Annotated in this window: 16 protein-coding genes; 5 read left to right on the plus strand and 11 right to left on the minus strand. The window is 70.3% G+C overall.

The annotated features are described in order from the left end of the window. Window positions 1-248: 248 nt before the first annotated feature. From treS to AC230_RS17775, 3 genes are all read right to left on the minus strand, one after another. On the minus strand, window positions 249-1,967 hold the full coding sequence (gene treS / locus AC230_RS17765; RefSeq protein ID WP_049717258.1) for a maltose alpha-D-glucosyltransferase: 1,719 nt from the start codon (window positions 1,965-1,967) through the stop codon (window positions 249-251). Further along, on the minus strand, window positions 1,964-3,967 hold the full coding sequence (locus tag AC230_RS17770) for an alpha-1,4-glucan--maltose-1-phosphate maltosyltransferase (RefSeq protein ID WP_049717259.1): 2,004 nt from the start codon (window positions 3,965-3,967) through the stop codon (window positions 1,964-1,966). Before AC230_RS17770 ends, treS begins: the two co-directional genes overlap by 4 nt. A gap of 508 nt (window positions 3,968-4,475) precedes the next feature. Then, the gene (locus tag AC230_RS17775) at window positions 4,476-5,381 is read right to left on the minus strand and encodes a helix-turn-helix domain-containing protein (protein WP_049717260.1); all 906 of its coding nucleotides are present in this window, start codon (window positions 5,379-5,381) and stop codon (window positions 4,476-4,478) included. Between the two features lie 141 nt (window positions 5,382-5,522). Between AC230_RS17775 and glgP the strand changes: the two genes are divergently transcribed. Both glgP and AC230_RS17785 read left to right on the plus strand, forming a co-directional pair. Then, a complete protein-coding gene (gene glgP, locus AC230_RS17780; RefSeq protein WP_049717476.1) occupies window positions 5,523-8,150 on the plus strand; it encodes an alpha-glucan family phosphorylase in 2,628 nt (875 codons plus the stop codon). Between the two features lie 161 nt (window positions 8,151-8,311). After that, a complete protein-coding gene (locus AC230_RS17785; protein ID WP_049717261.1) occupies window positions 8,312-8,737 on the plus strand; it encodes a hypothetical protein in 426 nt (141 codons plus the stop codon). 11 nt (window positions 8,738-8,748) lie between these two features. Here the strand turns inward: AC230_RS17785 and AC230_RS17790 are convergent, their stop codons facing one another. The 5 genes from AC230_RS17790 to AC230_RS17810 all read right to left on the minus strand — a co-directional run bounded on the left by AC230_RS17790 (window position 8,749) and on the right by AC230_RS17810 (window position 12,281). After that, window positions 8,749-9,399, minus strand: coding sequence for a TetR family transcriptional regulator (locus AC230_RS17790; protein WP_241833278.1), 651 nt, complete (start codon window positions 9,397-9,399; stop codon window positions 8,749-8,751). 94 nt (window positions 9,400-9,493) lie between these two features. Next, window positions 9,494-9,943: a thiol-disulfide oxidoreductase DCC family protein gene (locus tag AC230_RS17795; protein WP_049717263.1), complete on the minus strand. Its 450-nt coding sequence runs from the start codon at window positions 9,941-9,943 to the stop codon at window positions 9,494-9,496. After that, the gene (locus AC230_RS17800; RefSeq protein WP_049717264.1) at window positions 9,940-10,341 is read right to left on the minus strand and encodes a hypothetical protein; all 402 of its coding nucleotides are present in this window, start codon (window positions 10,339-10,341) and stop codon (window positions 9,940-9,942) included. Before AC230_RS17800 ends, AC230_RS17795 begins: the two co-directional genes overlap by 4 nt. A gap of 456 nt (window positions 10,342-10,797) precedes the next feature. Next, on the minus strand, window positions 10,798-11,325 hold the full coding sequence (locus AC230_RS17805; protein WP_049717265.1) for a hypothetical protein: 528 nt from the start codon (window positions 11,323-11,325) through the stop codon (window positions 10,798-10,800). 44 nt (window positions 11,326-11,369) lie between these two features. Then, entirely contained in the window at window positions 11,370-12,281 is a 912-nt protein-coding gene (locus AC230_RS17810; protein ID WP_049717266.1) for an NADP-dependent oxidoreductase, read from the minus strand. A gap of 809 nt (window positions 12,282-13,090) precedes the next feature. On the opposite strand from AC230_RS17810, the gene AC230_RS17815 reads away from it, so the two are divergent. From AC230_RS17815 to AC230_RS17825, 3 genes are all read left to right on the plus strand, one after another. Then, window positions 13,091-13,822: a hypothetical protein gene (locus tag AC230_RS17815; protein WP_049717267.1), complete on the plus strand. Its 732-nt coding sequence runs from the start codon at window positions 13,091-13,093 to the stop codon at window positions 13,820-13,822. Between the two features lie 446 nt (window positions 13,823-14,268). After that, window positions 14,269-15,306: a hypothetical protein gene (locus AC230_RS17820; protein ID WP_157868597.1), complete on the plus strand. Its 1,038-nt coding sequence runs from the start codon at window positions 14,269-14,271 to the stop codon at window positions 15,304-15,306. Window positions 15,307-15,533: 227 nt separating this feature from the next. Continuing rightward, a complete protein-coding gene (locus AC230_RS17825; protein WP_241833264.1) occupies window positions 15,534-17,348 on the plus strand; it encodes an FG-GAP repeat domain-containing protein in 1,815 nt (604 codons plus the stop codon). Between the two features lie 210 nt (window positions 17,349-17,558). On the opposite strand, the gene AC230_RS17830 is transcribed toward AC230_RS17825, so the two are convergent. The 3 genes from AC230_RS17830 to AC230_RS17840 all read right to left on the minus strand — a co-directional run bounded on the left by AC230_RS17830 (window position 17,559) and on the right by AC230_RS17840 (window position 23,320). Further along, on the minus strand, window positions 17,559-19,106 hold the full coding sequence (locus AC230_RS17830) for a M4 family metallopeptidase (protein ID WP_241833265.1): 1,548 nt from the start codon (window positions 19,104-19,106) through the stop codon (window positions 17,559-17,561). A 101-nt stretch (window positions 19,107-19,207) separates the two neighbouring features. Next, on the minus strand, window positions 19,208-20,752 hold the full coding sequence (locus tag AC230_RS17835; RefSeq protein WP_049717270.1) for a M4 family metallopeptidase: 1,545 nt from the start codon (window positions 20,750-20,752) through the stop codon (window positions 19,208-19,210). A gap of 291 nt (window positions 20,753-21,043) precedes the next feature. Further along, window positions 21,044-23,320: a M4 family metallopeptidase gene (locus tag AC230_RS17840; RefSeq protein ID WP_049717271.1), complete on the minus strand. Its 2,277-nt coding sequence runs from the start codon at window positions 23,318-23,320 to the stop codon at window positions 21,044-21,046. Between the last annotated feature and the right edge of the window lie 145 nt (window positions 23,321-23,465).

Raw genomic sequence — 23,465 nt, forward strand, 5'->3', positions numbered from 1 at the left:
GACGGGAGTGTCTCGCCAGGATCGTCCGTGCGGCGAGGCGGGGCGCGGCGGGGCCGGCCCGTGCCTCGTGCGGCGCCGCGCGCCGTGCCGCCGGGAACGGACCCCCGGCCGGCACCGCGGGCCCCCGGGTGCGCCGGGCCCGGGCCGCGGGGTGGATCCCTTAGTGAGCGTGCCCGGGGTCCGGCGGGGGAAACCGCCGTGCGCGCCGGGCCGGGCGGGCGCGCACGGGGCGGCGGGGCGGGTGCCGTTCAGGCGCCCGGGACCGGCGTGGGCGCCGTGCGGCGCAGCCGGAACCAGTAGAAGCCGTGGCCCGCCAGCGTGAGCAGGTACGGCAGTTCGCCGATGGCCGGGAAGCGGACCCCGCCGATGAGCTCCACCGGGTGGCGGCCGTTGAACGTCCGCAGATCCAGCTCGGTCGGCTGTGCGAAGCGGGAGAAATTGTTCACGCACAGGACGAGGTCGTCCCCGTGCTCCCGCAGGAACGCCAGCACCGCCGGGTTGCTGGAGGGGAGTTCGGTGTAGGAGCCGAGGCCGAACGCCGGGTTCTGCTTGCGGATCTCGATCATCCGCCGGGTCCAGTGCAGCAGCGACGACGGACTGCTCATCGCCGCCTCGACGTTGGTGACCTGGTAGCCGTAGACCGGGTCCATGATGGTCGGCAGGAACAGCCGGCCCGGATCGCAGGACGAGAAGCCGGCGTTGCGGTCGGGCGTCCACTGCATCGGGGTGCGCACCCCGTCGCGGTCGCCGAGCCAGATGTTGTCGCCCATGCCGATCTCGTCGCCGTAGTAGAGGATCGGCGAGCCGGGCAGCGACAGCAGCAGCGCGGTGAACAGCTCGATCTGGTTGCGGTCGTTGTCCAGCAGCGGGGCCAGTCGGCGCCGGATGCCGATGTTGGCGCGCATGCGCGGGTCCTTGGCGTACTCCGCGTACATGTAGTCGCGTTCCTCGTCGGTGACCATCTCCAGCGTCAGCTCGTCGTGGTTGCGCAGGAAGATGCCCCACTGGCAGCCGGACGGGATGGCCGGGGTCTTGGCCAGGACCTCGGAGACGGGGTAGCGCGACTCGCGGCGCACCGCCATGAAGATCCGCGGCATGACGGGGAAGTGGAACGCCATATGGCACTCGTCGCCGCCCTTGGCGTAGTCGCCGAAGTAGTCGACCACGTCCTCCGGCCACTGGTTGGCCTCGGCCAGCAGCACCGTGTCCGGGTAGTGGGCGTCGATCTCGGCGCGCACGCGCTTGAGGAACTCGTGGGAGCGCGGCAGGTTCTCGCAGTTGGTGCCCTCCTCGGCGAAGAGGTAGGGCACGGCGTCCAGCCGGAAGCCGTCGATGCCCAGGTCCAGCCAGAACCGCAGGGCCGCGAGGATCTCCTCCTGGACGGCGGGGTTCTCGTAGTTGAGGTCCGGCTGGTGGGAGAAGAACCGGTGCCAGTAGTACTGCTTGCGGACCGGGTCGAAGGTCCAGTTGGACGTCTCGGTGTCGATGAAGATGATCCGCGCGTCCTGGTACTGCTTGTCGTCGTCGGCCCAGACGTAGTAGTCGCCGTAGGGGCCCTCGGGGTCGGTGCGGGACTGCTGGAACCAGTCGTGCTGATCGCTCGTATGGTTCATGACAAAGTCGATGATGACGCGCATCCCCCGCTGGTGGGCCGCGTCCACGAACTCGACGAAGTCCGCGAGATCGCCGAACTCCGGCAGGACGGAGGTGTAGTCCGACACGTCGTACCCGCCGTCGCGCAGCGGCGACTGGAAGAACGGCGGCAGCCACAGGCAGTCGACGCCGAGCCACTGGAGATAGTCCAGCTTGGCCGTCAGCCCTTTCAGGTCCCCGATGCCGTCGCCGTCGCTGTCCTGGAAGGACCGTACGAGGACCTCGTAGAACACCGCGCGCTTGAACCAGTCGGGATCCCGGTCCTTCGCGGGGGTGTCCTCGAACGTGTCCGGTACGGGCTCATTGACGATCATGGTGTGGGTGACCCTCCGATCGGTGAGGACGGTCGCAGCGAGAACACGTGCGCGGGCGCGATCGCGTGGCCCGGCTCAAGGCGCACATAGTTGTCCCTGCCCCAGTGATAGGTCTCGCCGGTGAGCTCGTCGCGCACCGGGAAGGACTCGTGCCAGTCGAGGCCGAGCTCCGGCATGTCCAACGAGACCGTCGCCTCCTGGGTGTGGTGGGGGTCGAGGTTGACGACCGTGAGGACGCAGTCGCCGCAGGGGCCGCCGGTGCGCTTGGAGTAGACGATGACCGCGTCGTTGTCGGCGTGGTGGAATCGCAGGTTGCGCAGCCGGCGCAGAGCCGGGTGCCGCCGCCGCAGCCGGTTGAGCACGGTGATCAGGGGAGCCAGGCTGCGCCCTTCGCGCTCGGCCGACTCCCAGTCACGCGGCCGCAGTTGGTATTTCTCGGAGTCCAGGTACTCTTCGCTGCCCGGGTGCGCCGGGACGTTCTCGCACAGCTCGTAACCGGCGTAGACGCCCCAGGACGGGGAGAGCGTGGCGGCGAGCACGGCCCGGATCTCGAAGGCCGCCCGGCCGCCCTCCTGGAGGTAGGCGTGCAGGATGTCAGGGGTGTTGACGAAGAGGTTCGGGCGCATCACCGCCGCCGCGTCCCGCGACAGCTCCGTGAGGTAATCGGTCAGCTCCTGCTTGCTGTTGCGCCAGGTGAAGTAGGTGTACGACTGCTGGAAGCCGATCGCGCCCAGCGTGCGCATCATCGCGGGGCGGGTGAACGCCTCGGCCAGGAACACCACATCGGGATCCGTGCGGCCGATGTCCGCGATGACCTTCTCCCAGAAGACCACCGGCTTGGTGTGCGGATTGTCCACCCGGAAGATGCGCACCCCGTGGGCCATCCACAGCCGCAGCAGCCGCAGCGTCTCGCGGACCAGCCCGTCGAAGTCGGCGTCGAAGGCGAGCGGATAGATGTCCTGGTACTTCTTGGGCGGGTTCTCCGCGTACGCGATGGAGCCGTCCGCCCGGTGGTGGAACCACTCCGGGTGCTTGTCCACCCACGGGTGGTCCGGCGAGCACTGGAGGGCGAAGTCGAGCGCCACCTCCATGCGCAACTCCCGCGCCCGCGCCACGAAGTGGTCGAAGTCCTCGAACGTGCCCAGCTCCGGGTGGATCGCGTCGTGCCCGCCCTCCGCCGAACCGATCGCCCACGGGCTCCCCACGTCGTAAGGGCCCGCGCTCAGCGCGTTGTTGGGGCCCTTGCGGAAGGAGGTGCCGATGGGGTGGACCGGTGGCAGATAGACGACGTCGAATCCCATCGCCGCCACGGCGGGCAGCCGCTTCGCCGCCGTGCGGAGCGTGCCGCTGCGCGGCGGCCGGCCCTCCTCGACGACCGCGCCCTCGGAGCGCGGGAACAGCTCGTACCACGAGCCGTACAGCGCCCGTTCGCGCTCCACCAGCACCGGCACCGGCCGCGTCGTCGTGACCAGTTCGCGCAGCGGGTGCTCCGCCAGGGCCGCCGAGACGGCCGGGGCGAGCGCCGCCGCGAGCCGGTCGGCGACCGGACGGTGGGCGTCCCGCAGGGCGTCCACCGCGGCCAGCACCGCCTCGCGCCCCGCGTTCTTGGGCACGCCGGCGGCCGCCCGCTCGTACAGCCGGGCGCCCTCCTCCAGCACGAGGTCCGTGTCGATGCCGGCCGGGATCTTGATCCGGGCGGCGTCGCGCCAGGTGGTGACCGGGTCGCTCCACGCCTCCACCGCGTACGTCCAGCGGCCCTCCGCGTCCGGGGTCACCTCGGCGCCCCAGCGGTCGGTGCCCGGCGCCAGCTCGCGCATCGGCGTCCACGGGCCGCACCGGCCCGTCGCGTCCCGCAGCACCACGTTGGCGCCCACCGCGTCGTGGCCCTCGCGGAACACCGTCGCGGTGACCTCGAAGGACTCGCCCGCCACCGCCTTCACGGATCTGCGGCCGCAGTCCACCAGCGGGGCGAGGTCCAGGACGGGAATGCGACCGATCATGCAATCACCTGGGGTCCGAGAGGAAACCGGAGGCAAGGCCCGGAAGCTGACGAGGGATCTGGCGCGTTCTGTTCTTTCTATCCGCTGCCCCGGCACCCGGCCGGACGCGGGCGACGGCGCATCTGCCCGCGTTCACCCGGGTGGGCGGCGGTAAACCTGACGAGCGGGAAAGCGGAATCACACGAGGGGCCGTTCTGCGTCGGAGCGGGGCGGAGGAAGGGGTCCCGTACACCCGGGGAGCTTTCCCACCCGGCCCTGGCGGGCATGCCCGCACCGCCCGGCCTACCGGTGCGTAGTTCCCCTGGCGCCGCCCGGCGCAGGCGGCGGGACCTCCGTCACACGTAGGGAGTCTCCCCGCTGGGCCGATCGTGTGCAATGTGACGAAAGGGGGTAGCCGACGGCCGGATGGGGGAACGGCGCCCCGGCCCGGTCTTCGAAGGCCGTAGCGACTTCTGGCCTTGGAACGTCATGGTGTAGGCGGGGCGTATTTCTCCCTCGTACCGGCGCATCAGCGCACGGTCGGCCGCTGGCGGTCGCGTTCCACGCGCGGTGCGCCGGCCGGCCGCAGGCCCGCCGCCAGCAGCCGCAGCGCCGCCTCCGACGGCGACCCCGGCTCCGCGCTGTAGGCCAGCACCGACTGCGCCGCCCCCTCCGCCGCCGGCGCGCGCAGCATCTCGTACGACAACGTCAGCGCCCCCACCAGCGGATGGTGGAACTCCTTCGTCCCGCTCGTGCACGACAGCACCTTGTGCCGCGCCCACAGCCCCGCGAACTCCGGGCTCTTCATGCACAGTTCGCCGACCAGCGCGGCCAGTTCCCGGTCCTCCGGATGCTGCCCGGCCTCCAGCCGCAGCGCCGCCACCGCCCGCCGCGCCTCCAGCTCCCACCGCGGGTACAGCTCCCGCGCGTGCGGGTCCAGGAACAGCATCCGCTGGGCGTTGGGCCGCTCCGCCGCCCGCGCCGGCGCGTCCGCCGCCACGTGCCCGCCGATCAGCGCGTGCCCCAGCGCGTTCCAGTGCAGGACGTCGTAGCGGTGGTCCAGGACCACCACCGGGACCTCGCCCATCGCCTCCGCGAGCTGCCGCACCCCGGGCCGCACGGACACCGCGCGCGGCGCCGCGCGCCGGGCCGCGCGGCCCGGCCGGGCCAGGTTCCGCAGGTGCGCGTGCTCGTCCGCGTCCAGCCGCAGCGCCCGCGCCAGCGCGTCCAGCACCCCGTCCGAGGCGTTGGACGACTGCCCCTGCTCCAGCCGGGTGTAATACGCCGCGCTCACCCCCGCCAGCAGCGCCAGCTCCTCCCGCCGGAGGCCCGGCACCCTGCGCCGGTCCCCGTACGTCGGCAGCCCGACGTCCTCGGGACGCAGCAGGGCGCGCCGGGTGCGCAGGAAGTTCCCCAGTCCGGAAGATCTGTCCATGGGCCACAGTCAACCCCGCCCGGGCCCGTCCGTGCCTGCCCCTGGCAGGGTCAGGCAGAAGACGGCGGGCCGGGTCAGGCGGAAGAGGGCACTTGGCGTCTTGGCCCGCGACCGCGGCCGCGCGCCGCTACCGTCGTGCACGTGAAGGCCATTCGTCGATTCAGCGTGCGCCCCGTCCTTCCGGAGCCCCTACGACCGCTCAGCGAGCTGGCGCGCAATCTGCGCTGGTCCTGGCATCCCGAGACCCGAGAGCTCTTCCAGACCCTCGACCCCGAGGGCTGGCGGGCCGCCGAGGGCGACCCGCTGCGGCTGCTGGGCGCCGTGCCCGCCGCCCGGCTCGCCGCCCTCGCCGACGACCGCCGCTTCCGCCGGCGCCTCGCGGCCGCGGCCGACGACCTGCACGACTACCTCACCGGCAACCGCTGGTACCAGGAGCAGCCGCCCGGACTGCCCGCCGCGGTCGCCTACTTCTCGCCCGAGTTCGGCATCACCGCCGCCCTGCCGCAGTACAGCGGCGGCCTCGGCATCCTCGCCGGCGACCACCTGAAGTCCGCCAGCGACCTGGGCGTCCCGCTCATCGGCGTCGGACTCCTCTACCGGCACGGCTACTTCCGCCAGTCCCTCTCCCGCGAGGGCTGGCAGCAGGAGCACTACCCCCTGCTCGACCCCAACGAGCTGCCGCTGACGCTGCTGCGCGAGGCCGACGGCACGCCGGGCGTCGTCGCCCTCGCCCTGCCCGGCGGCCGCTCCCTGCGCGCCCACATCTGGAAGGCCGAGGTCGGCCGGGTCCCGCTGCTGCTCCTCGACTCCGACGTCGAGGAGAACGCCAGCGGCGAACGCGACGTCACGGACCGGCTCTACGGCGGGGGCAGCGAGCACCGGCTGCTCCAGGAGATGCTGCTGGGCATCGGCGGCGTCCGCGCGGTGCGCACGTACTGCCGGCTCACCGGGCACCCGGCGCCCGAGGTCTTCCACACCAACGAGGGCCACGCCGGCTTCCTCGGCCTCGAACGCATCCGTGAACTCGCCGCCCGCGGGCTCGACTTCGACGCCGCGCTGGAGAGCGTCCGGGCCGGCGCCGTCTTCACCACCCACACCCCCGTGCCCGCCGGCATCGACCGCTTCGACCGCGGCCTCGTCGCCCGCCACTTCGGCGACGACGCCGAACTGCCCGGCATCGACACCGAACGGATCCTCGCCCTGGGCGCGGAGGACTATCCGGGCGGCGACCCGGGCCTGTTCAACATGGCCGTCATGGGCCTGCGCCTGGCCCAGCGCGCCAACGGCGTCTCCACCCTGCACGGCCAGGTCAGCCGTCAGATGTTCGCCGGCCTCTGGCCCGGCTTCGACGCCGACGAGGTGCCGATCACCTCCATCACCAACGGCGTGCACGCCCCCACCTGGGTCGCCCCCGAGGTCTTCCGCCTCGGCGCCCGCCGCGTCGGGGCTGGCCGCGCCGAGGACGCCCTGGCCCTCGGCGGCTCCGAACACTGGGACTCCGTGGCCGAGATCTCCGACGCCGACATCTGGGAGCTCCGCCGCACCCTGCGCGAACAGCTCGTCGAGGAGGTCCGCGGCCGGCTGCGCGCCTCCTGGCGCGAGCGCGGCGCCGGCACCGCCGAACTCGGCTGGATCGACGGGGTGCTCGACCCCGACGTCCTCACCATCGGCTTCGCCCGCCGCGTCCCCTCCTACAAGCGCCTCACCCTCATGCTCCGCGACCGCGAACGCCTCACCGGCCTGCTGCTCGACCCGCGGCGCCCGCTGCAGATCGTCGTCGCGGGCAAGGCCCACCCGGCGGACGACAGCGGCAAGCGGCTCGTCCAGGAGCTCGTCCGCTTCGCCGACGACCCCGCCGTCCGCCACCGCGTCGTCTTCCTGCCCGACTACGGCATGGGCATGGCCCAGAAGCTCTACCCCGGCTGCGACGTCTGGCTCAACAACCCGCTGCGCCCGCTGGAGGCGTGCGGCACCTCCGGCATGAAGGCCGCCCTCAACGGCTGCCTCAACCTGTCCGTCCTGGACGGCTGGTGGGACGAGTGGTACGAGCCGGACTTCGGCTGGGCCATCCCCACCGCGGACGGCTCCGGCACGGACGAGGAGCGCCGCGACGACCTGGAGGCGGCCGCCCTCTACGACCTGCTCGCCGACCGCGTCGCCCCGCGCTTCTACGACCGGGGCCCGGACGGGCTGCCCGGCCGCTGGATCGAGATGGTCCGCGGCACGCTCGCCACGCTCGGCCCCAAGGTCCTCGCCGGCCGCATGGTCCGCGAGTACGTCGGCCGCCTCTACCACCCGGCCGCCGAGGCACAGCGCGCGCTCACCCCCGACGCGGCCCGCGAACTCGCCGCCTGGAAGGCGCGGGTGCGCGCCGCGTGGCCGGGCGTCGCCGTCGACCACGTCGAGACCGTCTCCGACGGCCCGTTGAACGGCACGGCCGAGCTCGGCTCCACCGTCACCCTCCGCGTCAGCGTCGCCCTCGGCGGCCTCGAACCCTCGGACGTCGAGGTCCAGGCCCTCGCCGGCCGCGTCGACGCCGACGACCGCCTCACCGGCACCTCCGCCTTCCCCCTCAAACCCGCCGCGGCCCCCGCCCTCGACGGCCGCCGCCTCTACGAGGGCTCCCTCACCTTCGACCGCACCGGCCCCTTCGGCTACACCGTCCGCATCCTCCCCGCCCACCGCCTCCTGGCCCAGGGCGCGGAGATGGGTTTGGTCGCGGTCCCGGCGGAGGCGTCGGGGGAGGCGGCGGGGGTGCTGATGCGGTGAGCCGTTAACGGGGTGCCGGTGAACGGCCATGGGGCGGCCGGGACTACCGCCGGTGCGCCTCATGGCCGTCCCTCCTGCCCAGGGATCCGGGCGGCAAGGATTCGTGCGACGGGCCGGACGTGGGCGAGAATCTCTCGGTTCACCCACGTACCAGGAGATTTATGCACAAGCGTCTGCCCCTGCTCGCCGTCTGTCTCGCGGCCGCCGCGTTCGGCGCCTCGGCGTGCGGCGGATCCGGTGACGGCGGTGCGAGCGCCTCGAAGGCGTCGGCGCCCGCCTCGGCCGCCCCGTCCGCCCCTTCCGCCCCGTCCGGGAGCCCGTCGGCCGCCCCCGGGGAGGCACGCGGGCTGACCGGGTTGTCGGCCAAGCTCTACCTCCGGACGATCCGGAAGAACCACCCGGACCTGGACCGCGTCGACGACGACACACTCGTCGCCCATGGCAACGCCCTCTGCCTCGCCAACGGACAGGCCCTCGTCGACCAGGTCAAGAAGACCAAGCAGGAACTCGAACTCACCGGGAAGCAGGCTTCGGCGGTCCTCGGCAGCGCGCACGGCTCCTGCGGGAGGAAGAACGTCTTCGGCTGACGGCGGAGTGCTCAGCCCGCCGGCCGCTTGCGCGCCGCCGCCGTCTGCGCCATCCCCGGCAGGAAGTCCGTGAACAGCTCGTGGACTTCGCGGACGAGGGGGCGCAGGACGCGGAAGCGGGCGAGGGAGACGCCGAGGGCGGTGAGGCGGGCGCCGCGGGCGGCGAGGCGGAGGCTGCGCTCGCGGCCGGGGGAGCGGTCGAAGACCCAGTAGAGGACGAGGCCCATCTGGGAGAGCCACATCAGCTCGGGGAGGACCTCGGCCAGTTCGGCCGGGACCTTGGCCTTCGAGCCGGCCAGTACCTCCCGGTGCACGTCGATGGCCGCCTCGCGGGCGTGCTCCGACTCGGCCGAGAAGGGGCTGAGCGGGCTGTCCGGGTCGGCGGCGTTCTTGAAGAACTGGGCCGCGAACTCGTGGTACGGCGCCGCGATGTCCAGCCAGACCCGCAGCACCCCGGCCAGCCGGGCCTCCAGGTCCGTCTCCCGGGCCAGGACGTCGCGGACCGCCGCCTGGTGCTCGGCGGCGATCCGGTCGTAGAAGCCCTGGATCAGGTGCTCCTTGCCGGCGAAGTAGTAGTAGGCGTTGCCGACGGAGACCCCGGCCTCCTGGGCGATGGCCCGCATCGTGGTCTTGTCGTAGCCCCGCTCCTGGAACAGCCGCATCGCCGTCTCCAGGATCAGGGTGCGGGTCTGCTCGCTCTTGGCCTTCGGCGGCCGGGGGGCGTTCTCTGCTGGCTGTGCTGGCACGGTCCAGAGCCTAATCGGGCACGGGACAGCCGCTGTCGCACCCCGGCCCGGGCTGCCGGCCGAGCTGTGCCCGGCGGTACTTCGCGGCGGCCAGCACCGCGTTGCGCGCGAGGCGCATGCCCGACGGGGTGCCGAGCCGGTGGGCGAGCGGCCGGTACGCGTCCAGCGCCCACAGGCACACGACCCAGGCGGCGGCCCCGCGGTACACCTGCCCGCCGTCCCCGACCACGGTGATCTCCTCCAGGGAGGCGGAGTGGTCGAGCCGCGGCAGCCGCCGCCGGGCCTCCTCCGAGGCCGCCGGCACCAGGTCCAGCGGGACGAGCTGCCGCTGCCGCGCGAGCCAGTCGCGGACGGAGGAACACAGCGCGCAGCGCGCGTCGTACAGCACGGTCAGCCGGCGGACGGCCGGGACGTCCCCTCCGACGCCCCGGACGTCCCCGGCCGCGACGGCCGTCGTCATCCCTGCACCTGCGTGTACGCCTGGGGCAGCACCGGCGGCTGCTGCTCACGGTCCAGCAGCCCCCGCCGCCGGAACTTGTTGAGCGTGAAGACGTTCCCCAGGTGCATCAGCCCGAGCACCAGCAGCACGACCCCGAGCTGCCGCGACAGCGTTTCGAACACCCCGCGGGTGTCGGTGATCGTGCCGTCCTCCCGCAGATAGAGCGCGATGAACCCGAGGTTGACGAGATAGAACCCGACCACCAGCAGGTGGTTGACGGCGTCCGCCAGCTTCTCGTCCCCCCGGAGCACGTCCCCGAGGAACACCCGCCCGTTCCGGCTGAGCGTCCGGGCCACCCAGACGGTCAGGCCGATGCTGACGGCGAGGTAGATGACGTAGGCGACGACGGTGAGGTCCAAGGTCCCCACTCCTTCTTGAACGTGTTCAAAAAAGCTTGATGGCGGTGACTGTAGACTTGTTTTTGAACGCGTTCAAGTCGGGGGGTCGGGGGCGTGAGGGTTCGGCGCAGCGCAACTGGTCGGCCCTTGGGGCCGAGTGGAGGCGGGGACAGCCTCGCGAGCCCCCTGCGCACGCCCCTCTTGACCGGAGCGGGTCGGAGGGCTGATCGTCACGTGCGGCCGACCGCAGTGGGCCCGGCACGGGAGGCAGTCGTGTCGCTGCTGTTCACCGGAGTGACCCCGACACGGACTATGACCACTGCCCAGCGGTCTGGGTGGGCATCGACATGAAGCCGGGTCCGACTCGGACTCGACGGACTTGGTGTCACGGGCCCGGAGGTGAAGCCCGAGCTCCGCACCGATGCCGTGGCGGCCCAACGGGCCTCGGCGGGGCGGCGAGCGGGCGCTCCCCCCGGATCAGCGGCATAGCGCGTCGAGGTCGTCGGAGAAGGACGGGAACGCGGCCCGGACCTCGGTGACGATGTCCCGGACGGGACGGCGCGGTGTCGTCGCATACCGCTCGGCGAGCCCGGCCAGGGACGGGTCCGGGCAGGATTCGAGTTCGTCGTCGAGGGCGGCCTCCATGGGGCCGTAGCCGTCGGCGAGGACCCAGAGGAAGTCGGAGAGACCGCCGGCCACGACGCCGCGTTCGCCCTCGGAGCCGAGGAACACCACCGGCTGCTCGGCGAGCGGCCGCCCCGCCCGGACGCACCAGAGGGCGGCGCGGCCGCCGGCGCCGTCCTGGCCGAAGACCCGGTAGGCGGCGCCGTCGAGCTCGTGGTTGCCCGTCCAGTGGCGGATCCAGTCGGTGGTCTCCTCGGCGGAGTCGAAGGCGTCGTACGGTTCGAAGTCGACGCCCTCGCCGTCGGCGTAGTCGAACTCGATGCGGGCAACTGCCGCCAGGGCGGCGGGAAAACGGCGGTCGTCGCCGGTCGTGACGGTCATGCGGTCACGCTAGGGGGTGTCACTGACAACGGGCGTCGCGCGTCTCAGGCGACCACGATCGCGACCTTGCCGCGTGCGTGCCCGGTCTCCACGGCGCGGTGGGCGTCCGCGGCGCGGTCCAGGGGGAAGGCGGCGGAGACCTCGATGCGCAGGGCGCCCCGGGCGCAGAGGTCCGTGAGCGCACCGAGACGTTCCGCCGAGCGCCGGGTGCTGATCTTCAGGGCGCCGACGGCGTCGGCGCGGTCGAAGTCCACGACGGTGCCCATCCGGCCGCTGCGCGCGAGCAGTGGGGCGGAGGAGTCCAGCGATCCGCGTCCCGCGCAGTCGAGTACGGCGGTGACGCCGGCCGGTGCGACGGCCCGGACGCGCTCGACGAGACCGTCGCCGTACGCGACCGGAACCGCGCCCAGCGCCCGCAGGTAGTCGTGGTTGCGCGGGCTCGCGGTCCCGACGACCGTGGCGCCGAGGGCCGCCGCCAGCTGGACGGCGACCGTGCCGACGCCCCCGGCCGCGGCGTGGACCAGCAGGGTGTCGCCGGCGCGCACGGCCAGGTCCTCCACCGCCGTGGACGCGGTCTGCGCGGACGCTGCGAAGGCCCCGGCCGCCTCCCAGGGCATCATGGCGGGCTTGGCCACGATCTGTTCGGTGGGCACGACCACGTACTCGGCGTGGCAGGCCATCAGGCACCAGCCGAGAACCTCGCTCCCCACGGGGAAGCCCTCGGCCCCCTCCCCGACCTGGTCGACCACCCCCGCGAAGTCGTTGCCGATCCTCTTCGGGAAGTCCGGGTCGCCGCCGCGGACCGGCAGCCCCCGGCGGACCGCGCAGTCGAACGGCTGGATCCCCGCGGCCCGCACCCGCACCCGCACCTGCCCGGGCCCCGCCTGCGGAGTCGGTATGTCGAGCAACTCCACGACCTCGGGCCCGCCGTGGGAGTTGATTGCCGCTGCCTTCATGGGGACCGTCCTGTCGTCGCGTGGGAAAGGCGTGCGACGTCAGGCTCGTATATCAAGTGCACTTGAGATCAATGCGCGGGCCGGGCGGTGTGGCGGAGATCATCGGGCAGGGGTTCGAGCCCGGCTGCTCGATGTTCGTGGTGCCCCATACGACCGTCGATGCCCGCGACCCGCTTGCCGCTCCGGACCGGGCAGCTGTACGGGGGCGGCCGGGGCGACTCCTCCGGCCCGCACGATCGCCCGGAAGAGTCGGCCGTTCGGCGGCGTGCAAGGAGCGGCACCCCGGAGTGGGCCATGCCGCTCTGTAACGGCGCTCACGCGGAGGGTAGGTGGCGGGTCCCACGCCTCCTGGCTATGATCATGATCATTCCGCTTTTGGTCGGGGTGCAAGCAGTTATGCCTGCAAGGAATCCCCCCGGTTTCGAGGGCTCTGTTGAATTTGCAACAAGGGGGGTGCCGGGGGAGGAACGCAAGGGTCGGCATGCGGCTGTTGCCGCCGCTGTGGCGGCTTTCGCCGTAGTGGCGGAACCCCTGCCGTGGCGCGGTTTCAAGTGATGGCTCGGTAGGGGCCGGCCGGGCCTGGTCTTTTTGCAGTTCCGGGCGGATTCGTATCTGCGGCCGGCAACGGAGCCGTATCCCTCGGGTGTCTCCGGGTGTCTTTCGATGTCGACTGTCCTGGGATTCTTGGCGCATGTTCATGCTCTGGCTCAACCGGAGGGATGCAGGTAAAACTCCTTGGGATTGTTGCTTGTTTGAAGCTTCCGAGTCGGGCTTCTTGCTTTCATTGGAACGTAAAAGAGGGTTTTCTGTTGTTTGTTGAAAAGTCGGGCTCCAAGGCCTTTGCGGCCATCGGGGGATTTGTCGCGGCGGTGGCTCTTTCCGTCACGATGACGCCCGCCGCACATGCGGCTGCTCCCACGGATGCGGAGATCAGCGCTGCTCTCAAGCGTCATGGTGACGGGACGTGGACGCAGAAGGACGTGGCACTCATCCGCTCCATACCGGCGCTCGCGGCCGTGGTCGAGGATGTCACCCGCCCTGCTGAGGTGAAGACTGAGACGCGATCGGTGGCTCCCGGAGAGGGCGTCCTCCCGAAGGGTGCGGAGCTCGAGGACGCGAGCAGGACCCTGGTCACTCCCGTCGAGACCGACGTGGACCCGAAGTCCACGGGCACTCCCATGCGAACTGCCGCTCCTCAGTGGAGGATGACCCACATCACCTACACCCACCGCAGCTACACGGGTTCCACCATTTTCAAGTACCACGCATACGCCGAGTTCCAGTACAACGGCAGCAAGGTCCTGAAGTGGGGTCAACGGTACGACGTCGTCGAGGACAAGGACCGTGTGGCCCAGGTCAAGACCGGTAGGCGTCAGGTGGACACCAAGTCACGCACGCCCGCGACGTCGGGGACGTCGATGATGAAGCGTGAAGTCGAGCTCTGCGTCACCAAGTGGGGCTGCTACTCCACCTTGCACCCGTGGGCCAAGGTCAAGGTCTATGGAACGGGGAAGACTGCGATCGACGGGACCGGAGTTTAAGGGGAAAACATGAAGTCGCTCGCGGCAGAATTGGTTGCCATATCTGCCTTCTTTGTTCTGGTTCTTCTGCTGCTCGCCGACCGGTTGGGCGGTCTTGAGCTCCTGGTATGGCTTGTGGCGCTCATCGCCTCTGTGGTCTTCATTGTCCGGCGCCATCGTAGAGGCCGGAACGGCAGCGGATCCGCTTCTTCGTAGCGACTTCAGTCGTGCGTCGGCGCAGTGACGCCGACGACAGGTCGGGAGGCGGGCGGGACTTCCCTCGCCCGCACCTCCTGTGACGGCTGCGGCGCCCGGCGGCGCAGCCGTCCTTGGTCGGCGTTGCGTCGACGTAGCCCTGGGCCAGTCAAGTTGAAGTTTCCCGGAACTGATACTCAACTCTTCGTTTTCCTGCGGTTCCGGATTCCACGCGGTGTGCGGTAGGCATGGCGGTAGTTCGAGGGGTGGGCATGAAGGAGAACGTCATGCGGTGTTCGAGTGACCACGGTCGCACCCCAGGGTGTGACGCTCCGGCAGGAAGTCCGCACAGGGGCGGGGAAGTCGGCCTCAAAGCCGTACTGGGCGGGCCTGTCCTGCGCCCGCTGGGAATCGCCGCCGCCGCGGCGTGTGCGCTGTTCGCCACCCCGGTGTCGGGCCACGCGGCGGCAGCGCCGCTCGCGCCCATGTCCGCCGGGCCGGATACATCGTCCGCGCGACCGAAGCTGGAAGTGTTCGGCCTGGGGCCGAAAGGGCACACATCGGTACGGGCCGGCGGTATCGCCGCGGTCCGGCTCAGCGGCATGGCCCCGGGTTGGGACAAGGTCACCATCGACTCGGATCCCAGGTCGAAGTCGCTCTTCCTGGGACCCTTCGACGTCTCCCCGCGCGATCGGCGCGCCACGGAGAACGCTGACGAATACGGACAACATGTGACGGGGGAGCCGGGCCGGTACCGGGTCACCGCACACTACCGGGGCCGGGAGGTCGCCAGCACCGAGATCACTGTGGAAAACGCTCCGCATGCCGATTACCTGTACCGCTTCGACGTCTACCCTCGTGGCGGCTCCGTCACCGGCCCGGCAGCAGAACACCGGGTACACCCCGGCGCGACAGCCGTGATGTCCGTCGGCGTCTTCTCGAGCGGACCCAAAGCCCTCCAGGCTCGGTCATCGGCTTTCGAACAGCCGGTGGCCTTGCGCACGGGAACTGACGACGACCCCCAACTGCGGTCGGACGACGGGTTCGTGAAGGTGTACGCAGGTCACATTCGACTCAGGCGGGATCTTCCGGAGGGTATCTACCCGGTGACCGTGTCCTCGGGACGAGGCCTCCCCACCGTGACACAGAACCTCATTGTCAGTGGCCGGCCCGTATCCGCGCCATCGGATTCTCCCAGGTGGTCCACGCTGTGGACCTGGGTTGGTGTCGCCGTTGTCCCGGTCGGCCTCGTGACCCTTGGCGCGTTCATCGTCCGTGCCCGGCGGTGCAGCGACTCCGGCGCGGTCTGAACGGAGCGCCGAGTCGGCTGACTCGGCGTTGCCCGTGGTCGACGGATCCATGACGAGCGCGCATTCCAGTCACGCGCTTCGCAGCTTTCCCTGAAAACAGGGAATCCATTCTGAACGAACAGTGAAAACACATGTCTATGTATGGAGCACGCCTCCGGCGTGCTGTCATGGCTGCCACAAGCCTTGTTGTTCTTTCCGCCGGCCCCGCGGCAGCCGCGGGTGCGCCCATGCCCATATCCAACACGTCGGCCTCCACGGACCCGACCGCATCCTCCGCTCCGAGCCCGTCGTCACCGCTCCTCACAGGCGATGCCTCCACAGCTCCGACCGCTCCTGGGCAAAGCACGGAGGACGGCGACGCGGAGGCAGACGAGCTGATCCGATTCTGGACACCGGAGCGCCTCGCCTCCGCCACCGATCCTTCGGGCCGTTCGGGAGGACCTCCGCCGAAGACCCAGGCCAAAGCGGCCGCAGGTGATGCGGCGGATCACTTCGGCGGGGTGAAGTCCGTCGGCATGCTCTTCGGCGTCGACGCGAAGATGCAGGCTCACAAGTGCTCGGCCAGTGTGGTCCAGAGTGCGGGGAAGAACCTGATCCTCACTGCGGGGCACTGCAAAACCACCGACAAGACAGCCTTCGTACCGAAGTACGACTCGAGCAGAACTCGATTGACGCCTCAGCCGTACGGGGTCTGGCCGGTGGCCGACTGGTTCACCTACGAGACGTACATCCACAATGACCGAAGGGCGGAGTCGGACCTGGACTTCGCATTCGCCCGGGTGAAGCCGGTCAAGGGCAAGAACGTGCAGGACGTGGTGGGCGGCAACACCCTTGCCCGGACCAAGAGCTTCTACAACAACGTCACGATCGTCGGCTACCCGGCCATCGGCCACAACAAGTCCGATATGGCGGTGAGGTGTTCCACCAGGACGAAGCCACTGCCGGGGTACAACCAGCTGGCGATCGACTGTGCCGGCATGTGGGGCGGCGTCTCGGGAGGGCCCTGGTTCTCCAGCCTCGACGGCAAGAAGGGCACCGGTGAGATCATCGGGAACGTCGGCGGCTGGAACGGGGGTGGCATCTTGAACAGCAAGGACCCGATGTACAACCGCATCACGTACAGCCCGATGCACCAGGATCACTTCTTCCGCCTCTATGACGACGCCCAGCACGGTCGCCACGTCAAGTACGGCAAGTACCACCAGCCCAAGGTCCCCTACACCATGGGCGGCGCCAGCACCTGGAAGCATGCCAAGCTGATGTCCGCCGGTGACTTCACCGGCCGTGGGCGCAGCGACTTGATCGTGGTATGGACCGACGGTGAGGTAACCCTCTACAACAGCGACGGTCGTGGGGGATTCACCAGCGAGCGGCAGTTGATGGGGAAGAACGGCACGTGGAAGCACGCCGAAGCGATCACCGCCGGCGACTTCACCGGCTCGTCCCAGTTCGACCTGCTGGTGCGCTGGTCGGATGGCGAAGTCACGCTCTATGGCGACGTCGGTTCCAGGGGGCTGGACTGGGCCGGTGTCCAGATGATCGACCCGGAGAAGACCGGTACCTGGAAGCACGCCACACAGATCACCGCAGGACGCTTCAACGCCGACAAGTACGTCACCGACCTCATGGTCCGCTGGTCCGACGGTGAGCTCACCCTCTACACGAATGTCGGGGCCGAGAAGAAGTTCTCGGAGGAGCACCAGCTCAAGGACCGCAACAAGGCATGGGAGGACGCGACCCTGCTGACCGCAGGTGAGTACGGTGGAAGCGGCAAGTGGGACCTTCTGGTGCGCTGGAAGGACGGCTCGATCAACAGCTATGTGGGCACCACCACCGGCAAGTTGGGGGCCACGCACACCGTCCGCGGAGGCAACTTCGGCACCTGGACGCACAGCACCGTGATGACCACCGGAAACTTCACCGGCAACGGCCGCACCGACGACCTCGTCATCCGCTGGTCCGACGGTGAGACCTCCCTCTACCAGGACACCGTCACCGAACACCTCGGCACGGAACGCAACCTCGTGCCCTCAACCGGCTGACCCGACCAGGGCTGATGTGCGCGTGTCCGGATCCTTCCGGCACGCGCGCACACAGCAGTGACCAGGTGGGTCCTTCGATGCCGGGGTCGTCACGTCGGCGAATCCGGCCAGGAGCATTTCCTGAGGAGAACGGCCACCCCGGATGTGAGGACTTCGATGCGACGGCCACAACGACACCACTGACACGGTTCCCTCACCGCAGCGGACCGGCTACTTGACGTTCACACCGTCCCACGCCGCCTGGACCGCCCTGTACTGGCCACTCTTGGTGCCGAAAAGATCCCGCGCCGCCTTGAGCGTGGCGGAGCGCGCGCCCTTGTAGTTCGTCGTCGACGTCATGTACGCGGTCAGCGCCTTGTACCAGATCTTCTCGGCGGCGGCGCGGCCGATGCCGGTGACCTTCTTGCCGTCCGCCGTCGGGCTGTTGTAGGTGAAGCCGTTGATGGTCTTCTTGCCGCTGCCCTCGGCGAGCAGGTAGAAGAAGTGGTTGCCGATGCCGGAGCCGTAGTGGACGTCGTAGTCGGGGTCGGCGAAGAACTTGCGGCTCCAGGAGTCGGCGGAGTGGCCGTCCTTGCTGGGCTTGTCCATGGAGCGCAGCGGCTTGTTGTCGCCGTGGAAGTTCACGCGCTCGCCGATGAGGTAATTGGCGGGGGCCTTGGGGTTCTCGGCGTAGAACTCGACGGCCGTGCCGAGGATGTCGGAGGTGGCCTCGTCCAGGGCGCCCGACTCGCCGGAGTAGAGGAGCCCGGCCGTGGCGCTGGTGACGCCGTGGGTCATCTCGTGGGCGGCCAGGTCGAGTTCGGTGAAGGGGTACTTGCCGTCCAGGCCGTCGCCGTAGCGCATGCAGAAGCAGTCGTCGTCCCACTGGGCGTTGAGCCAGCTCTCCCAGACCCTGTCCCGGTAGTGGACGATCGAGTAGGCGGCCTTGCCGTTGCCCCGGATGCCCTTGCGCTTGTGGACGTTGAGGTAGTAGTCCCAGGTCATGGCGGCGCCGTACTGGGCGTCGACGGCGGCCGTCTGGGCCATCGACGGCTTGCCGTTGCCCCAGGTGTCGGTCGCGTTGGTGAAGAGCGGGCCCCTGTCCTCGGGGGACTGCTTGGCGTTGCGGACGACGTGACCGCCGCGCGCGGTGTCCTTCATCAGGAACTTCCCGCCGGCCTTCACGGTGCCGATGGTGACCTTGCCGTTGTACTGGCCGGTGCCGACGCCGGACTTGAGGGCCTCGAACGAGAAGAGCTTCCGGCCGGTGGTGGCATCCGTGATGACGTGCAGCCGGCTGGGGGAGCCGTCCTTCTGCCGGCCGCCGACGACCGTCTCGTAGGCGAGGACGGGCTTGCCGGAGGCGGCCCAGATCACCTTGCGGGGCGCCTTGTCGACGGTGGGCGCGCCGGGGGCCGCGGCCATCGCGGTGCGCCGGGCGGCGGGCGGGGCGACCGAGGGCTTGACGGTGGGGACCTTGATGGTGGCCTCGGTGGCCTTGTCGACGTCCTCGACCTTGCCGGATCGGTTCCGGTGGACGACCAGGTCGCCGCCGAGGACCGGGAGGCCGTCGTAGGTGCGCTCGTAGCGGGTGTGCACCGTGCCGTCCGGGTCGGTGATGACGCCGCGGGGTATCAGCTTCTCCTCGGCTCCGAGGCGGAGGACCTCGGCCGGGTCGTCGGGGCCGGCGGCCCGTGCGGCCGGGGCCGTGGTGAGGCCGGTGGCCAGGAGGGCGGCGGCGACGCCGGCCGCGCCCGCGGCGAGGGAGGGACGGATCACGAGGGACTCCGGGAGGGGAAGGGAAGGAGAAGACAGGGAGGGAAAAAGACGGCGAGCGGCCGCCCCGGGAGGGAAGGGGGCAACCGCTCGCCGTAAGGGGGTTACTTGACGTTCACGCCGTCCCAGGCCGCCTGGACGGACTTGTACTGGCCGCTCTTGGTGCCGTACAGGTCGCGGGCCGCCTTGAGGGTCGCCGCGCGGGCGCCCTTGAAGTTGGTGGTGGAGGTCATGTAGCGCGTGAGGGCGCGGTACCAGATCTTCTCGGCGGCGCCGCGGCCGATGCCGCGGACCTTCTTGCCGCCCCAGGTCGGGCTGTTGTAGGCGACGCCGTTGATGGTCTTCTTGCCGCTGCCCTCGGCGAGCAGGTAGAAGAAGTGGTTGGCGACGCCGGAGGAGTAGTGGACGTCGAGCTTGCCGACGCTCTTGCTCCAGTAGTCGGCCGAACGGCCGTCGCGGCTGGGCTTGTCCATGTAGCGCAGCGGCTTGCCGAGCCGCTCGCCCATCAGGTAGTCGCCCTTGTCCTTGCCGTTGCGGGCGTAGAACTCGACGGCGGTGCCGAAGATGTCGGAGGTGGCCTCGTTGAGGCCGCCGGACTCACCGGCGTAGCGCAGCCGCGCGGTGGCGGAGGTGACGCCGTGCGTCATCTCGTGGCCGGCCACGTCCAGGGAGGTCAGGGGCTTCTTGTTGCCCTTGCCGTCGCCGTAGACCATGCAGAAGCACTCGTCCGACCAGAAGGCGTTGTCGTAGTTGTTGCCGAAGTGGACGAAGGAGTTGGCGGCCTTGCCGTTGCCCCGGATGCCCTTGCGCTTGTGGACGTTGAGGTAGTAGTCCCAGGTCTTGGCGGCGCCGTACTGGGCGTCGACGGCGGCGCTCTGGCCGTTGCTCTGCTTGCCGTTGCCCCAGACGTCACGGGAGTTGGCGAACGCCGGGAAGCTGCTGCCGCCGTCCCGGTTCTTCGCGTGGTAGGTGACGTGCCCGCCGCGGGCCTTGTCCCACATGTAGAACTTGCCGCCGGACTTGACCGAGTTGACGGGCACCTTGCCGTTGTAGACGCCGGTGCCGGAGCCGGTCTCGATGGCCTGGTACTCGTCCAGCTTCTTGCCGGTGGTCGCGTCGGTGACGACGTGCAGCTCGCTGGGCGTGCCGTCGTGCTGGACGCCGCCGATGACGCTCTCGTAGGCGAGGACGGGCTTGCCGGAGGCGGCCCAGATGACCTTGCGGGGGGCCTGGGTGCGGACGAAGGCGCCGGCGCCGTCGCTCTTCCGCGCGGCCGCGAAGGCGCTGCGGCCGGCGGCCGGGGCCGGGACCTTGGCCTCGGTGGTGGGGACCTTGATGGTCTCCTCGGTGGCCTTGGTGACGTCCTGGACCTTGCCGTCGGCCGACTTCTCGACGACCACGTCGCCGCCGATGACCGGCAGGCCCGCGTAGGTGCGCTCGTAGCGGGTGTGGACGGTGCCGTCCTCGTCCGTGATCGTGCCGCGCTCGACGAGCTTCTCCTTGGCGCCGAGGCGCAGGGCCCTGGCGGGGTCCTCGGCGCCGGCGGCCTGGGCCGGGGCCCCGGTGAAGCCGGCGGCGATCAGGGCGGCGGCGATGGTGGCCGCGCTCGCCGCGACGGCGGGACGGCGGGCTATTCGGGTGTGGCGCACACAAGCTCCTGGCAGATGAAGAGTGCCGGTCGCGGAGGTCACGACCGAGCGTCAGTTTGCTCGAACCCGCGCGCGCTTTCCTGTGAATATCGAGGCGTCAGGGGCTGCGGTTTGGTAAAGATTCGCCGAAGTTTTCGGAGGTGGCGGGCAATTGGGGCGAATCGCTCATTCCACTGGTAGTGCGGCACGCGCGAAGGCGCCGCCCGGGGGAGTCGTGCTCACCCCGGACGGCGCCCGGTTCAGCGGTGCCGCTCGCACGGGAGGGGCTCTTCGAAGGGGTTCAGCGGGGGCTCAGAAGGTCAGCCGCCACTTGTCGATGCGCCCCGAGTCGCCCGCGTAGACGTCCTGCACCTTGAGCTTCCAGGTGCCGCTCGCCGTCACGCCGGACGCGTCCACGGTGTACGTCTCGTTGACGTCCGCGGCCGAGTCCCAGGTGTCGGAGTCCTTCAGGCGCCACGTCTTCCCGTCCGGGGCCACCAGGTCGATCGTGAGGTCGCCGCGGTAGGTGTGGCTGATGTTCACGTCCACCTTCAGCGCCGGCGATCCGCTGCCGCTGCGGGTGACGACGATGGGCGAGGTGACGGCGGCACCGGCGTCCGGGATGTCCACCGGGGTGCCGTTCTCGAAGACGCTGCCGCCGCCCGTGGTGTTGACGGTCCACTTGAAGGACGCCGAACCGGTCCTGCCGGCGCCGTCCTTGACCGTCACCGTCACGTCGCTGGTGCCCGTGGCGGTCGGGGTGCCGGAGATCAGGCCGGTCGAGGAGTTGAGCGTCAGGCCGGCGGGCAGGCCGGTGGCGGACCAGGTCAGCGAGCCGGTGGTGCCGGACGCCTTCAGCTGGAGCGAGACGGCCTGGTTGACGACGCTGGTCTGGTCGCCGGGGCTGGTCACGGAGACGCCGGTGGTGGCGCGGCTGCCGACGTTGATGGCGGCCCAGGCGTTGGCGACGTTGTTGTACGTGTCGCTGCCCACGCCGAACAGCTCGCCGGCCGCCCACAGGGTGGCGTCGCGCGCGCCCGCGTAGTTGGTGTTGGAGCGCATGCGCTCGGTCAGCGCCTTGAACCAGATCTTCGCGGCGTTGTCCCGGCCGATGCCGGTGACGGGCAGGCCGTCGGAGGTCGGGCTGTCGTAGTGGACGCCGTTGATGTCCTTGGCGCCGCTGCCCTCGGAGGCCAGGTAGAACCAGTGGTTGGCCGGGCCGGACGAGTAGTGCACGTCGATGCCGCCGAGGCCGGAGTACCACGCGTCCTTGGAGCGGCGGTCCTTGCTGGGCTTGTCCATGTAGCGCAGCGGCGTGCCGTCGCCGTTGATGTCGATCTTCTCGCCGATGAGGTAGTCGCCCGGGTCCTTGGGGTTGCCGGCCCAGAACTCGACGGCGGTGGCGAACATGTCGGAGGTGGCCTCGTTGAGACCGCCGGACTCGCCGCTGTAGGTGAGGTTGGCGGTGGCGGAGGTGACGCCGTGCGTCATCTCGTGGGCGGCCACGTCGATCGACGTCAGCGGGATGCCGTTGCCGTCGCCGTAGGTCATGCAGAAGCAGCTGTCGTCCCAGAACGCGTTGACGTAGTTGTTGCCGTAGTGGACGCGGCTGTACGCGCCGACGCCGTCCCCGCGTATGCCGCTGCGGCCGTGCACGTTCTTGTAGTAGTCCCAGGTGAGCTGCGCGCCGTAGTGGGCGTCGGCGCCGGCCGTCGCGGGGTCGCTGGTGGTGCCGTTGCCGAAGACGTCGTTGGGCGACGTGATGATCGAACCCGTGCCGGACGTGGCGTGGTTGAGGTTGTACGTCTTGTGGCCGCCGCGGGTCTGGTCCCACAGCTGGTAGGTGTTGCCGACCTTGGTGGTGCCGATGGTCACCTGGCCGCTGTGCTGGGTGTTGCCGGTGCCGGTCTTGACGTCCTGGAACGCGAAGAGCTTCTTCCCGGACGCCGCGTCGGTGATCACGTGCAGCCGGCTGGGCGTGCCGTCGTGCTGGATGCCGCCGACGACCGTCTCGTAGGCGAGGACGGGCTTGCCGTCGGCCGCCCAGACGACCTTGCGGGGCGCCTTCTCGGGCTTCGACGCCTTGGAGCCGTGGGCGCGGGCGGCCGCGACGGCCTGTTTCCCGGCGGCGGCGGGAGCGAGCGAGGGCGTCGTCGTGGCGAGGGCCAGCCGCTGCTTGGTCGCCTTGGCGACCGTCGTGACCTTGCCGGCGCTCGTCGAGTCGACGACCAGGTCGCCGCCGAGGACGGGCAGGCCGTCGTACGTCCGCTCGTAACGGGTGTGCACCGCCCCGTTGTTGTCCTTGACGACGTCCTTGACGACGAGCTTCTCCTTGGGCCCGAGGCCCAGGGTCCGCGCGGTCTCCGCCTCGGCCGCGTCGGCGTGGCGCACGAGCGCGGTCCGCTGCGCGGGCGACAGCCGGGCGGGCAGGGCGCCCGGGTCCGCCTTGTGTATCGCCTGGCGGGGGGCGGAACCGGCGGTGTCCGTCCCGGCGGTGGCGGACGTGGTCTGGACTCCTACGGTGAGCATCGCGCCGGCGGCGACGAGGGCTCCGATGGCGACGGCACGCCTAGGGGGGGTGGATCTCACGCTGACTCCTTCTGCGGTGACCACGCGAGGGGTGGTGGCCGATGGGAGAGGGGGACGGCGTGGGGACCGTCCGCTGTTCACGGCAGAACCAGTGGAGAGTGGAGAAAGGAAGAGGAGAAGAGAGGTGCCGACCGGTGTGGGGGTG

The organism is Streptomyces caatingaensis (assembly GCF_001187435.1).
GTDB classification, from domain to species: domain Bacteria; phylum Actinomycetota; class Actinomycetes; order Streptomycetales; family Streptomycetaceae; genus Streptomyces; species Streptomyces caatingaensis.